Genomic DNA, 14006 nt, shown 5'->3' with positions numbered 1-14006 from the left:
ATGACGCAACGCCCGTCCCCGAGAGGGGGCGGGCGTTGCGCGTACGGTCCAGGCGGTCAGCGCCGGCGCGCCTCCTCGGGCGCCGGCGCCACCGGCGTCCTCTCGAACAGCGCGCGGTGCAGCAGCCCGCCGACAAGGCCGCCGACGAGGGGAAAGACGATGAACACCCACAACTGGATGAGCGCGTCGGGGCCGCCGTAGATGGCCGCGGCGATCGAGCGGGCGGGGTTGACCGAGGTGTTGTCGATCGGGATCGAGGCGAGGTGGATGAGCGTGAGCGTCAGGCCGATCGCAAGCCCCGCGAACCCGGCGGCGCCGCGGTGCGGGTGGGTGACCCCGAGGATCACGAGCACGAAGATCGCGGTGAACAGGATCTCGGCGATGATCGCCGCGCCCAGGCCGAAGCCGCCGGGGGAGTGCTCGCCGAAGCCGTTGCTGGCGAAACCGGAGTCCTGCGCCGACGAGAGCCATCCCGCCGGGCCGAACAGGCCGATCAGCACGAGCAGCGTCGTGCCGACCGCGCCGCCGACGATCTGCGCGATCACATAGCCGGCGACGTTCTTCCATTCGAAGCGTCCGGCCGCGGCGAGCCCGAAGGTGACGGCGGGATTGAAGTGTCCGCCCGACACCGGGCCCCAGGTGTAGATGCCGGCCACGATCGTGAGGCCGAACGCGAGCGCCACACCGAGGAATCCGATCGCTTTGATCGAGTCGTCGGTGCCCTGACCGAACGATGCGGCGAAAAGCGCAGCGCCGAGTGAGCCGAAGACAAGCAGAAACGTTCCGAGCGCCTCTGCGACGAGTTTGGTCGCTGTGCTGGGGGCGCTGGTGGGGGCATCCGACATGACGGACTCCTTTCCCTCTACGGTCGTGAGCGTAGCGGCGCCCAGAGGTGGCTGACCAGCAGGTTTCCGGGCGTGTCAGAGTCCCGGCGCTAAAGCCGCCCGGCGGCTTTGAGCGCGAGGTAGCGGTCGGCGATGCGCGGCGGCAGCAGGTCGGGGCTCGCCGCGATCGCCTCGCCGCCCGCGCGCCCGACCGCCGCCGCGACGCGGGCGGCGTCGCGCGTGGCCCGCTCGATCGCCGCGGCCCGGTAGACGTCGGCCGCTTCCGGGCGCCGGTCGCGGCCGTCCGCAAGCGGCTCCGGGTCGTCGGTGACGGTGCCAACGAGCACATGGGCGCGGTGTGCGAGGGCGGGAAGCGACCCGAGGAACCCGCGTGAGGCCTCGGGGGCGTCCTGCGCCGTGAGCAGCACGACGAGCGACGGGCGCGAGGTGAGGGAGCGCACCTGCGCGAACGCGGCATCCCAATCGGTGTCGATCAGCTGCGGCTCGACCGGAGCCATCGCGTCCACGAGCGCCGGCAGCAGCGCCGGGCCGTCGACCCGCGAGACGCGAGCGCGGGTGACGCGGTCGAACATGAGCAGGTGGACGTGGTCGCCGGCCCGGCTCGCCAGGGCCGCCAGCAGCAGGGCGGCCTCCATCGCGGCATCCAGTCGCACGCCGTCGCCCACGCGCGCGGCCGCGGTGCGGCCGGTGTCCACGACGATCACGACGTGGCGGTCGCGCTCGGGACGCCACGTGCGCAGCATCGTGGTGGTCGAGCGGGCCGTGGCCCGCCAGTCGATCGAGCGGACGTCGTCGCCCCGCACGTACTCGCGCAGGCTGTCGAACTCGGTGCCCTGGCCGCGCACCTGCACGCTCGTGTTGCCGTCAAGCTCGCGCAGGCGGGCGAGCCGCGACGGCAGGTGGCGGCGGGCGGTGAACGGCGGCAGCACGCGGATCGCGCCGCGCTCAGCGATGCGCGCCTGGCGTCCGGCGAGGCCGAGCGGGCCGTCGGAGCGCACGACGACGAACCGCGAGACCAGCTCGCCGCGCCGGCGGGGCCGCAGCGGCACCGCGACCCGGCGGCGCTCACCGGGCGGGATCGCGATCGTCGCGCGCGCCTCGGGCGCGCCGGCGGTCGGCTGCCACGCGTCGCGCACGCGCCCACGCACGGTGCGCCCGCCGGTGTTGACCAGAGCGATCTCGGTCACGACCGACTGACCGAGCAGCGCGCGGCGCGGCCCGCGTCGCTCAACCCGCAGCGCGCGCGGATCGGGTGCGAGCGCGGCATCGGTCAGCACCGCCGCCGTGCACAGCACCAGCCATCCCGCCATCGACGCCCACGCGTTCACTCCGGCCGGCGACAGCAGCACGACCGGCACGACGCCGATGGCGACCAGGAGGGGGGTGCGATAGGTCAGGTACATGGTCCTCTAGGGGTGTGGTCTCGATTCGCCTGCGCGCAGCGCCGGCGCTCGAGCTCGACTCGCGTCAGATCGGAACTCTCGTCTGCTGCAGCACCGAGCCGAGCACGGCGTCGGCCGACACTCCCTCGAGTTCGGCGTCCGGACGCAGCCGGATGCGGTGGCGCCACGTCGGCACGAGCATCGTCTGCACGTGGTCGGGCGTGATGGCGGGGTACCCGCCCAGCCACGCCCACGCCTTCGCGGTCGCCAGCAGCGCGGTCGCCGCGCGGGGGCTGACCCCGAGCTGCACCGAGGGGCTGCGCCGGGTCGCCTGGGCGAGGTCGACGACGTACCCGAGCAGGTCGTCGGTGACGGTGACGGATGCCGCGGCCCGCTGCGCCGCACGGATCTCGTCACCCGACACGGCCCGTTGCAGACCCGCCGCGGCGAGGTCGTGCGGGTCGAACCCACCCGCGTGGCGGCGCAGGACCGCCAGTTCGGCTTCGCGCGCCGGGACCTCGACGATGAGCTTGAGCAGGAACCGGTCCAGCTGCGCCTCGGGCAGCGTGTAGGTGCCCTCGTGCTCGATCGGATTCTGCGTCGCGGCGACGAGGAACGGGTCGGGCAGCGCCCGGGTGACGCCGTCGGTCGAGACCTGGCGCTCCTCCATCGCTTCGAGCAGGGCCGCCTGCGTCTTGGGCGGGGTGCGGTTGATCTCGTCGGCGAGGGCGACGTTGGTGAACACCGGCCCCTCGCGGAACTCGAACTCGCCGGTGCGCGCGTCGTAGACGAGCGACCCCGACACGTCGCCGGGCATGAGGTCGGGCGTGAACTGGATGCGCTTGGTGTCCAGGCCGAGCGCTGTCGAGAAGGCGCGCACGAGCAGCGTCTTGGCTACGCCGGGGACGCCCTCCAGCAGCACGTGCCCGCGTGCGAGCAGGGCGATGAGAAGGCCCGTCACGGTGCCGTCCTGGCCGATCACGGCCTTGCCGACCTCGATCCGCACGCGGTTCATCGCCTCGCGCAGCGCTGCGTCGTCGGTCGGCGCCGGGACGGCAGGAGCGGCAGGGGCGGCCGGGGCGGCGGGGGCGGCCGTCGCGGCGGGCGTCCCCGGCGGGTCGGCCTGGGCGGGGGCGGCCGGGGCGGCCGGAGCGGCGGGGGCGGCCGTCGCGGCGGGCGTCCCCGGCGGGTCGGCCTGGGCGGGGGGCTGGGGAGCGTCGGTCATGATCCTCCTTGGTCGGTCGGTGTCGTGCGCGGGTCGCTGCCGGGCGGCCGCACGGCCTCCTGCACCGCCCTCTCGATGTGCCGTACGTTCTGGGCGAGCTCGACGAGCTGCGCGTCGCCGGCCGGCACCTCGTCGACGAGGATGGCCCGCACCAGGCCGCGTTCGAATCCGGTGCGTGCGGCCGCGGCGTCGCAGATCTCGGCGACCGATGCGGCGGGCCCGAGCCCCAGCAGGCGTGCGATGCGCTCCAGCGCGCCGATGCGCAGCTGGTCGAGGGCGTGGGCGGCGTCGCGCGACTGCGCGTACAGCCGCGCGCGGCCTTCGGTGGTCTCAGAAGAGCGCACCGTCACGGCAAGCCGCTCGGCCACGAGCGGTCCGAAGCGCCGGCCGCGCCAGACGGTCGCGGCGACGCCGGCGACGAGCAGGAGCACGATCGCCGGGCTCACCCATGGTGGGGTCAGCTCGCCGAGCGACGGGTAGTGCGCAGCGAGGTCGGTGTCGGCTGCGCTCGGCACGTACCAGACCAGATGAGGCAGCCGGCCCATGAGGTTCGCCGCGAGGGCGGCGTTGCTGTTCTCGGCCAGGCGTTCGTTGGTCAGCAGCGCCCGCCCGTCGATGGCCGACGCCCACCCGTCCTGGCCGTGGTGGTCGGCGAGCAGCCCATAGCCGTCGCCGGACCGGTAGCACGCCTCGAGCGCGTCGCCGGCGGTGAACACGGCGCCGGGTGCCACGACGCCGGCGATGCTGGCCGCCGCGAGGTCGCACGCGGGGACGAGGGGATCGGGCCCGGCCGATCCGGCGGGCTCTGAGCCGGGGAACGCGAGGCGCAGGGTGCGGGCGCGCGGGTCGATCAGCACGACATCGGTCGCGGCATCCGTCAGCCGTTCGATCCCTTCGTCGCTCAGGGCGGGCGCGTCGGGAAGCACGAGGGTGGCGGATGCCTCGTTCAGCGCTGCCGCGGCCGCCGCGCGGTCGCGCGTCACGGTGACCTCGACGCCGTGGTCGCGCAGGATCTCTGCGATCGCGCGCGTGCCGTTCGGCCCGGCGGACTCGGGGTCGAGCATGCCGCGCTGGCTCCACTGGCCCAGGCCGCCGAGCACCGCGCCGAATCCGCCGACGACCAGCACCACGAGCCCGATGACGACCCAGCCGAGCACGGCCCGTCGGCGCGGTCTCGACCGCGGTTCTTCGGCGCCGGCAGCGGCCCGCGAAGCATCGGTGAGGGTCACGCGGGCACCTCCGGGCCTCGACTGAGCACCGGCCGCTCGGCGGCGACGGCATCGTCTACCGCAGCGACGCGCCGGTAGAGGTCGGCGGTGCCGGGGCGACGCAGGTAGCGCACGTCGTCGAACACCGCGGCGGCGTCCTCGAGCTCGCCGGCGTGGCGCGGGAACGCCAGAGCGGCCGAACGCGCGAACGCGTGCACGGTCGCGCCCGGTGCCGCCTCGACGAGGTCGCGCTCGGCGAGGGCGCGCGCGAGCGCGCGGAAGCGCACGACGACGGCCGTGTCCCACCGGCCTGCGGCGGCGTGCGCGGCTGCGTCCTTTCGCAGCTGTGCGGCGGTGCGCGTGTCGTGCTTCGCGAAGAGCGAGTCGACCGATGCCGCGGCCCGCCGCCGCGCACGCGGAACGCCCCAGATGAGCAGCGCCGTCACGATCAGCACCGTCACGACGACGGCCGCCACGATGGCGAACCCCGCGCCCCACCCGCCGGACAGGTCGGCTGAGAAGAGGCCGACGAAGAAGTCGCCGATCGCCTGCGCGATCCGGTCGAGCAGGGTCGGCTCGGCCGCCGCGTACACGGGGTCGGACAGCTCGCGCTCGGCCCACTCGCGGGCCTCGTCGCCGTCGGGCGTGAGGGGAGGCACCGACTGGGCCAGCGCGGCGCAGCTCGCTGTCAGCGCCACGGATCCTGGGCGCCCGGCTGGGGCGTCGCGGCACCGGGGGCGGTCCACTGCGTCGACGGCGCGCTGGCGCCGGGCTCGGGCTGCGGCTGCGCAGGTGCGGAAGGCGGCGGCGCATACGGCGGGGGGTCCGCTGCCGGCGGCTGCGGCTGGGGGATTGGAGCGTGTTCCTGATGCGGCGGGCCCGAGGGCTGCGGCGGGTATGGCGCAGCGGCAGCGTGCGGCGCGGGGTAGCCCTGCGGGTACGCCTGGCCCTGCGCCGGATACGCGGGATGCCCGGGCTGCGCAGGGTACGCGGGCTGCCCCGGCTGGGCGGGGTAGGCGCTCGCACCCGGATAGGGCGCCTGGCCCGGGTAGGCCGGGGGCGCGTACCCGGCCGGGGCGTATCCCGCCGGCGCGGGCGCGTACGGCCGCACGAAGTTGCGGCCGACGCCTACGAGGTAAGGGTCGGGGAGCGGGTGCTCCCCGGCATCGCGGCGCTCGACGTACGACAGCAGGTCGAGGTCGAGGCCCTCGCGCCGCATACGGCAGTCGATGTAGATCAGCGAGGCCGCCGTGGCCTGCACGATGAGGCTCACGGACTGCACCAGCAGCGTCACCGCCTCGGTGACGAACCCCGCCAGAATGATCGTGACGATGCTGCCCACGTCGCCAGCGCCGGTGGGTGCGATGGTCGCGCCGATCCAGCCGAAGATCATCGAGAACGGCACCGACACGATCTGCCCGACCACGCTGAACACGATCGCGATGACGACGCTGATGCCGAGCGCCGGCCAGAAGCGGCCGCGGATCAGACGCCACGAGCGCGCGACGGCCTCGAAGACGCGGGCGCCCTCGAGGAGGATGGCGGCGGGTGTCAGGATCAGCTTGGTCGACAGCCACATCGCGAGCGGGATCGCCGCCAGGACGGAGAGGACCGCCAGCACGACCGCCAGCACGGGGGCGGCCCTCCCAATCGCGATGAGCACGGCCACGACGAGCGCGACGGCGAGGAGCGCGGCGGTCGCCACCAGGAACGCGTAGCCGATGAGTCGCCAGGCGACCGGCTTCACACGGCGCCACAGCGCGCCGAGCGGCAGCTTCTCGGCGACGGCGGCATGTGCCACTTCGCTGACGACGACACCCTGCACGATGGTGGTGAGTGCGCCCACGGCGAGAGTGAGGATGATGCCGGAGATGGCGGTGATGGCGATCGAGCCCGCCATCACCGCGTCGTATTCGTCGGTGCCGGGAAGCAGCGTGTCGAGCCGCGAGAACGTCGCCCACGCGATCGCCCCGATCGCGACGATGAGCACGAGGTAGGCGACCGTCTGCACGCACAGCGCGAACCCGAGCAGGACGCGCGGGTTCTGCCGCAGGGCGGCGAACGAGCGCCCCAGGATCGTGCCGAACGTGAGCGGATGCAGGGGGATGATCCCGGGACGGGATGCCGGGGTCCAGGCCGCTTGGGCGGTCATGGGCGCCTCCTCACTGTGGCCCTGAGCGGGGTGCATCCCTATCGTGTCATACGTCGCGGCGCTCTTCGGCGCGCGTTCAGGCGCTGTGGATTACAGTGGGCGAAAGCGCGCGGCGACGCGCGGGCACAGCGTGTCCGCAGGCTGCGCCGGGCCCGAACGGCGCAGGCCGCACGCAAAGGACGAACGCGTTTCATGACATCACGAATCTTGGTGGTCGACGACGACACGGCTCTTGCCGAGATGATCGGCATCGTGCTGCGCACCGAGGGGTTCGAGACCGTGTTCTGCGCCGACGGGGGCAAGGCGGTGGACGTGTTCCGCGAGGAGCGGCCCGACCTGATCCTGCTCGACCTGATGCTGCCGGGCATGGACGGCATCGAGATCTGCACGAGCGTGCGGGCCGAGTCCGGCATCCCGATCATCATGCTCACCGCGCGCACCGACACCGCGGATGTCGTCAAAGGCCTCGAGTCAGGCGCGGACGACTACATCGTCAAGCCGTTCAACCCGAAGGAACTGGTCGCGCGCATCCGCACGCGCCTTCGCCCGGCCGCTCAGCCCGCGGGCGAGACGCTGCGTGTGGGCGACCTCACGATCGACGTCGCCGCACACGAGGTGCGCCGCAGAGACGAGGTCATCGCGCTGACCCCGCTCGAGTTCGAGCTGCTCGTGGCCCTGGCCTCCAAGCCCCAGCAGGTGTTCTCGCGAGAGATGCTGCTCGAGCAGGTGTGGGGCTACCACTACAAGGCCGACACCCGCCTGGTGAACGTCCACGTCCAGCGGCTGCGGGCCAAGGTCGAGATCGACCCCGACAACCCGAAGATCGTGACCACGGTGCGCGGTGTGGGGTACCGCGCCGGCGCCGTGGTCTGAGCGGCCCATGGCTCGGGGGCAGGGCGCCGCGACGACGGGCACCACGGCTGCGGCATCCCGTCGCCCTGTCACGCGTGCGACCGGCTGGCGGGCCTGGCCCGACGACATCGCGGCCATGTGGCGGAGGTCCCTGCGGTTCCGAACGGTCGTGATCACGCTCGCGCTCACGGCGCTGGCGATCCTCGTCGCGTGCGTGTGGATGTCGCTGGCGATCCAGAACGAACTGTTCGAGTCGCGCAAGCAGCAGGTGCTCGCCGACGCCCGTCGCGCCGCCGTCGAGGCGCAGGCGACCCTGGATTCGGCCGAGGTGCAGGGCGACGAGGTGCAGCTGCAGAGTCTGCTGCTCGCCGTCGGGAGCACGATCGCGCAGCAGTCCGAGACCGACCTGTTCACCATGATCCGCACCGATCAGACGCCATCGTCGATCGCCCCGCCGGACTTCTTCTCGGGCGGGTTCAACCGGCTCGTCACGGTGAGCGACGCCATGAGCGCCGCCGTCGAGCAGGATGCCTCGCAGCAGTGGTGGCAATCGATCGGCATCGCGATCGGTGAGAGCACCGCGCCCGGCATCCTCGTCGGCCAGCAGCTGCAGGTGCCGGCACTCGGAAGCTACGAGCTCTACCTCGCCTACGACCTCGTCGGACCTGCGCAGACCCTCGGGTTCGTGCAGGTGACGCTGTGGATCGTCGGGGTGGGGCTGGTGCTGCTCATCGGCGCCATCGCGTGGTTCGTGCTGCGCTCGGTCACCACGCCCATCGCCGATGCGGCCGACACCAGCGCGCGCCTGGCCGCCGGCGACCTGGGCGTTCGGCTGCCGGTGCGCGGCGAGGACGAGTTCGCGACGCTCGGCCGGTCGTTCAACGCGATGGCCGACAGCATCGAGTCGCAGATCAAGGAGCTCGCCGACCTCTCGCTCGTGCAGCAGCGATTCGTGTCGGACGTCTCGCACGAGCTGCGCACGCCCCTGACGACGATCCGCCTCGCAGCCGACATCATCAACGACCGACGCGACGAGTTCGACGCGGCGACCGCTCGGGCGGCGGAACTGCTCAACGCGCAGGTCCAGCGCTTCGAGACGCTGCTCACCGACCTGCTGGAGATCAGCCGCTACGACGCCGGGTCGGTGCAGCTGGAGCTCGAACCCACCAGCCTCGCGCATCTCGCCGGGGACGTCATCGGCTCGATGCAGGCGCTCGCCGAGCAGCACGGCAGCGACGTGCGGCTGGTCGCCCCAGGCGGCTACTCGCCCATGGAGATGGATGCCCGCCGCGTGCGGCGCATCGTGCGCAACCTGCTGGGCAACGCGATCGAGCACGGGGAGGGGCATCCGATCGTCGTCACCGTCGACAGCAACCAGCAGGCCGTCGCGCTCGGCGTGCGCGACTTCGGACTCGGCATCGAGCCGCAGCACCTCGAGCATGTCTTCGACCGCTTCTGGCGGGCCGATCCGTCGCGCACGCGAACGATCGGCGGCACGGGCCTGGGCCTGTCGATCTCGCTCGGCGACGCGCGCCTTCACGGCGGCGACCTGGCGGTGTGGTCGCAGCCGGGGCGCGGGTCGAACTTCGTGCTGACCATCCCGCGCTCGGGCTCGAGCTTCGACGGCGTGTCGCCGGTTCCGCTCGAGCCGGGAGACGACGATGCCTCGGCCTTCGACGCCCTCGGGCTGACCCAGCCCCTCGACATTCGTCCGCTGGCGGTGCCTCCCCACGCCGGGGCGGAGCCGACACCGGGAGGCAGCGCTTGATGCCGTCGATCGCCGCGGCCCCGGCGAGGTCGCGCCGCAGCCCGAGCACCGCGCGGGGGCGCGGCATCCTGGGCCTGCTCGCCGCCGCGGCCGCCGTGCTCGCCCTCACGGCCTGCGGGAGCCTGCCGACCGACGGACAGGTGTACCAGGGCCTGCCGGTGGTCGACTCGCTGACCGAGCCCGAGTTCGCGTTCGCCCCGGCGGGGCCGCAGCCGGGCGCGACGCCCACCGAGATCGTCGACGGGTTCCTGCGCGCCGGCACCGGCGCCGCGGGGGACTGGGAGCGCGCGCGGGAGTTCCTCGCGCCATCGATCCGCAACACGTGGAACCCGGATGCCAGCGTCACGGTCGATCTCGGCGAGCGGGTGCTGGTGTCGCCGACAGAGAGCCAGGTCACCGCCGACCTGGTGCGGGTGGGCACCGTCGACGACACCGGCGCCTACTCGCCGGACGACGAGACCACCACCCGCCTGTCGTTCCGTCTCGGCCAGCAGGACGACGGCGAGTGGCGCATCACCGAGGCGCCGGACGGCGTCGTGCTCGCGCGCAACGTCTTCCCGCGGGTGTTCCACCGCTACTCGATCATGTATTTCGATCCCACGTGGACCTACCTCGTGCCCGACCTGCGCTGGTTCCCCTCGGGCAACGCGCCCACGCGCATCGCGGGGGCGCTGCTCGACGGATCGCCGAGCCCGTGGCTGGCGGCCTCGGTGCGGACCGCTGCTCCCGAGGGGGTGTTTCTCGACCCGGCTGCGGTACCGGTGTCGTCGGGGGTCGCGAGCGTGGGGCTTTCCAGCGAGGCGCAGGCCCTGGACCCCGAGACGCTCGGCCGCATCCAGACCCAGCTCGACGAGAGCCTGCGCACGGCCAACATCACGTCGGTGCAGCTCTCGGTCGCCGACCGCACTCTGGTGCCGGACGCGGCTGCCTTCCGGTCGACGGGGGTGGTCTCACAGGCCCTCGTGCTCACCGAGGACGGCTTCGGACTCGTGACCGGCGGCGAACTGGCGCCGCTGGAGGACCTCTCACCGGTGGTCGTGGCGGCCCAGCCGATCGCGATCCAGGTCAGCGCCGATCGCGATACGGCGGCCGCGCTACTGCCGGACGGCTCGGTCGCACGCCTCGATCCGGTGCGCGGTGTCGTGCCGACCGACACACGGCAGGGGCTGGTCGCGCCGACGGTCGACCCGTTCGGGTACATCTGGAGCGTCCCGGCGGGCGACCCGTCGCAGGTGCAGGCGGTCGGCCCGGACGACTCGGTGGTCGCGATCGCCGACGCGTTCGCGGGTGCGACACAGGTGCAGGCGATGTCGCTGTCGCGAGACGGCACGCGCCTGGCCGCGTCGGTCAACGCCGGCGGCCGCGGCGAGATCTGGGTCGCGGGCGTCGTTCGCAATGCCGATGGAGTGCCCGAGCGGCTGGGTGTGTCGGAACTGCTCGGCACGCTCCCCGGCCCGGGGACGTCGCTGGCGTGGCTCGACGACGCGACGGTGGGTGTGCTCGCCGCCGGACCGGGCGGCCCGACCCTCACCGAGCAGACCGTGGGCGGCGCGCAGGCCACGACGGATGCTCCCGCCGGGGTGGCCTCGATCGCGGGGGTGAACACGCCGTCGACCGTGCGCCTGCACACGAGCGACGGACTGGTGTACACGCGCCGCGGTGCCGGCTGGACGCAGTCCCTCGCCGATGTGCTGGTGCTCGCGACCCAGCAGGGGCGTCCCAACTGAGGGCTGAGGGCCCGGGAGCGGATGCCTCCTCCCCAGGCGCGTGCGCCGGGTGAGGCATCCGCAGATCTCGTGCGCGCACACCGCGCGGGCGCGCGCCGGCCCCAGACTCGGACGATGGACACCGCAACCCGCTCCTGGCCCCACGTGCGCGCCGCCCTCGCCGACGCCCTCGCGATCGTCCTTCCCGTGCAGTGCGCGGCGTGCGGCGAGCCCGACGCGGAGCTGTGCGGCGCGTGCCGGCGGGAGCTCGAGCCCGCGCCGCGGCGCACGACCCTTCCGTCCGGACTGCGGGTGGTGAGCGGTCTCGCGTTCGACGGTGCCACCGCGCGCGTCATCCGGTCCCTCAAAGAGGACGGCCGCACCGCGCTCGCGCGGGAGCTCGCCCCGGCGCTGCGCGCGGCCGCGGCCGCCTGGGCGGGGGAGGTCGACGCGATCGTGCCCGTGCCGAGCTCGCGCGCGGCGTACCGCCGGCGCGGATTCCGGGTGGCCGAGCTCGTGGCGCGGCGCGCGGGGCTGCGCACCGAACGGCTGCTCGCGCCGGTGCGCCGCACCGCCGATCAGCGGGGGCTCGACGTCGCGGCGCGGCGCGCGAACGTCGCGCACAGCATGCGGGCCGCAGCGCCCCGGCGTGTGCGGGGGCGCCATGGCGAGCAGGTCGCGCCGCTTCGCGTGCTCGTGCTCGACGACGTGCTCACCACCGGAGCGACCCTCGATGAGGGCGTGCGGGCGCTGCGCGCCGCCGGTGCGCACGTCGTGGGCGCCATCACGATCGCGGTGACGGCGCGGCGCTTCCGATGTGGTCTGGACACATAGTCGTCACATCGCGTTTCCACAGGTGACACCTGGGCCCGGGAGGGCTAGCGTGGAAGGGACAAGGCGACTGAAGGTCCGCCCTTGGCCGGGAGGACCGGAACAAGGAGGTCAAGGATGGAAACCAGCATCGTCGGCGTGGGTGTGGGCATCACGGATCGATTCCGCACCGTTGTCGAGGACAAGACCCTCCGCATCGAGAACCTCGCGCCGCGCGCCCTGCGCGTGGATGTCAAGGTCACGCATCGCGCTTACCACAACGGCCGCATGGAGGACGACACCGTCGAGCTCACGGTCACCGGCAAGGGCCCCCTGGTGCGGGCCGAGGCCACCGACGCCGACAAGTTCGTCGCACTCGACCAGGCCGTCGACCGGCTCTGCGAGCAGTTGCGCCGGGCGAAGGAGAAGCGGGTCGACGCCCGCCAGCACCCGCGCGGCGCGAAGTTCGCCGGCGGGACGCTGCAGGGCATCGACGTCGAGCCGGTCTCGGCCGACGTCCTGCACGCCGTCGCGACGGGCGAGATCCCCGTCATCACGGGCGCCGAGGAGGAGCAGGACTACACGCCCGTGGTCATCCGCACCAAGAACTTCGAGCCTGAGTGGCTCACCGTCGAGGAGGCCGTTGACCGCATGGAGCTGGTCGGCCACGACTTCTTCCTCTTCATCGACGCGCGCAGCGACCACCCGAGCGTCGTGTACCGCCGCAAAGGCTGGGACTACGGCGTCATCTCGCTGACGACGCCTGCCGCGCCGCAGCGCGCAGCCTCGTAACCGACCCGGTGGAGGCCGGGCGCACGCGCTGGCTGCCGATCGGGCTGCTCGTCGCGGTGGGAATCGCCGCGGCGATGCAGTTCGCCAAGGTCTCGACGATCTTCGTGGAGGTCACCGAGGCGTTCGGGGCGCCCGAGCCGATCGCGGCGCTGTTCATCTCGGCGCCCGCGATCGTCGGCATGCTGCTCGGCCTCACCGCGAGCGTCGCGGCGGCGCGGATCGGGTTTCGCCGCGTCATCCTCGCGTGTCTCGCGATCGGGGGCCTGCTGTCGCTGGCGGAGTCGTTCCTGCCGCCCGTGCCGGTGTTCCTCGCGCTGCGACTGCTCGAAGGGGTCGCGCACCTGGGGCTGGTCGTGTCCTGCCCCGTGCTGATCATCCTGCTCAGCACGCGGCGGCACGTGTCACTCGCGATGAGCCTGTGGGGCGCGTTCTTCGGGCTCGCGTTCGCGATCACCGGATGGGCCGCCCCCGCGGTCGAGGCCCGCTGGGGCGTCGCGGGCGTGTTCCTCGGCCACGCGCTCGTGTTCGCGGTGCTGCTGATCGCCGTCGTGCTGCTGCTGCCGCGAGTGGCCGGAGACGGCCCGCAGGCACAGGTGCGCGGCGACGGGTTCTTCCGCGCGCACGCGCTCGCCTACCGCTCGCCCCGCGCGTTCCTGCCCGGAGTGGTGTTCGTGTTCCACACGATGATGTACGTGCCGCTCGTGGCCTTCGTGCCGCTGTTCGCCGACCCGGCGATCGCGGGGGTGCTGCTGGTGTGGATGCCGCTGGTGAGCATCGTCGGCACGATCGTCGCCGGCTTCGTCGGCCAGTACACCGTGACCCCGCCCGTGGTGCTCATCGCAGGCTACGCCGGTGTCGCGGTGCTCGTGCTGGGCGTGTGGGCGGCTGTCGCGGCCGAGGGTGCGCTGCTTGTCGCACCGCTCGCGCTGATGTTCTTCTCCGGGCTCGTGCAGGGCGCCGCGTTCGGACTGATCCCGGCGCTGTCGACCGACCCGGTGGTGACCTCGCGGGCGAACGGCGTGCTCACGCAGCTCGGAAACCTCGGCTCGACGATCGGGCCGCCGGTGTTCGCGTCGCTCATCGCCGGCGTCGGCGTCACCGCGTTCGCGCCGATGGCGTGGCTCGTGGTGGCGCTGTGCGCCGCGGGCGGCGCCGTCAGCGTCATCGCGCTGCGCATGACCGGCGCCCGGCCGCGCAGCGGCCTCGCCGTGCCGCACGACGCACCTTGAGCCCATCGCGCCGCCCCTCCGAGTCGCTGAGGGTCGT

12 protein-coding genes are annotated in these 14006 nt (G+C 73.3%); 6 read left to right on the top strand and 6 right to left on the bottom strand.

What is annotated here, in order from left to right; translation table 11 throughout:
- Positions 1–56: 56 nt before the first annotated feature.
- The 6 genes from aqpZ to AB1K54_RS05630 form a co-directional block, all read right to left on the bottom strand.
- Positions 57–845, bottom strand: a complete 789-nt coding sequence (aqpZ, locus tag AB1K54_RS05655) for an aquaporin Z (RefSeq protein ID WP_371201746.1) — start codon at positions 843–845, stop codon at positions 57–59.
- A gap of 89 nt (positions 846–934) precedes the next feature.
- Entirely contained in the window at positions 935–2248 is a 1314-nt protein-coding gene (locus AB1K54_RS05650) for a DUF58 domain-containing protein (protein WP_371201745.1), read from the bottom strand.
- A gap of 64 nt (positions 2249–2312) precedes the next feature.
- Positions 2313–3452, bottom strand: a complete 1140-nt coding sequence (locus AB1K54_RS05645) for an AAA family ATPase (protein WP_371201744.1) — start codon at positions 3450–3452, stop codon at positions 2313–2315.
- Positions 3449–4681, bottom strand: coding sequence for a DUF4350 domain-containing protein (locus AB1K54_RS05640; RefSeq protein ID WP_371201743.1), 1233 nt, complete (start codon positions 4679–4681; stop codon positions 3449–3451). Before AB1K54_RS05640 ends, AB1K54_RS05645 begins: the two co-directional genes overlap by 4 nt.
- The gene (locus AB1K54_RS05635; protein ID WP_371201742.1) at positions 4678–5358 is read right to left on the bottom strand and encodes a DUF4129 domain-containing protein; all 681 of its coding nucleotides are present in this window, start codon (positions 5356–5358) and stop codon (positions 4678–4680) included. The genes AB1K54_RS05640 and AB1K54_RS05635 overlap by 4 nt, the downstream gene beginning before the upstream one ends.
- Entirely contained in the window at positions 5349–6812 is a 1464-nt protein-coding gene (locus tag AB1K54_RS05630) for a hypothetical protein (RefSeq protein ID WP_371201741.1), read from the bottom strand. The genes AB1K54_RS05635 and AB1K54_RS05630 overlap by 10 nt, the downstream gene beginning before the upstream one ends.
- 192 nt (positions 6813–7004) lie before the next feature.
- On the opposite strand from AB1K54_RS05630, the gene mtrA reads away from it, so the two are divergent.
- From mtrA to AB1K54_RS05600, 6 genes are all read left to right on the top strand, one after another.
- Positions 7005–7685 (top strand): MtrAB system response regulator MtrA, encoded by a 681-nt coding sequence (gene mtrA / locus AB1K54_RS05625; protein ID WP_371201740.1) that lies wholly within the window; start codon positions 7005–7007, stop codon positions 7683–7685.
- Positions 7686–7692: 7 nt separating this feature from the next.
- Positions 7693–9432, top strand: a complete 1740-nt coding sequence (mtrB, locus tag AB1K54_RS05620) for an MtrAB system histidine kinase MtrB (protein WP_371201739.1) — start codon at positions 7693–7695, stop codon at positions 9430–9432.
- On the top strand, positions 9432–11159 hold the full coding sequence (locus AB1K54_RS05615) for an LpqB family beta-propeller domain-containing protein (RefSeq protein ID WP_371201738.1): 1728 nt from the start codon (positions 9432–9434) through the stop codon (positions 11157–11159). Before mtrB ends, AB1K54_RS05615 begins: the two co-directional genes overlap by 1 nt.
- A gap of 114 nt (positions 11160–11273) precedes the next feature.
- A complete protein-coding gene (locus AB1K54_RS05610; RefSeq protein ID WP_371201737.1) occupies positions 11274–11972 on the top strand; it encodes a ComF family protein in 699 nt (232 codons plus the stop codon).
- A gap of 114 nt (positions 11973–12086) precedes the next feature.
- Positions 12087–12740 carry a ribosome hibernation-promoting factor, HPF/YfiA family gene (gene hpf / locus AB1K54_RS05605; protein ID WP_371201736.1) on the top strand — a complete coding sequence of 218 codons (654 nt, stop codon included), beginning with the start codon at positions 12087–12089 and terminating at the stop codon, positions 12738–12740.
- Between the two features lie 8 nt (positions 12741–12748).
- On the top strand, positions 12749–13969 hold the full coding sequence (locus tag AB1K54_RS05600) for an MFS transporter (RefSeq protein ID WP_371201735.1): 1221 nt from the start codon (positions 12749–12751) through the stop codon (positions 13967–13969).
- Positions 13970–14006 lie beyond the last annotated feature (37 nt).

Source organism: Microbacterium sp. BWT-B31 (assembly GCF_041379855.1).
GTDB lineage: Bacteria > Actinomycetota > Actinomycetes > Actinomycetales > Microbacteriaceae > Microbacterium.
The sequence above is the reverse complement of the archived record's forward strand: the minus strand, read 5'-3'. Positions and strand labels throughout refer to the sequence as shown.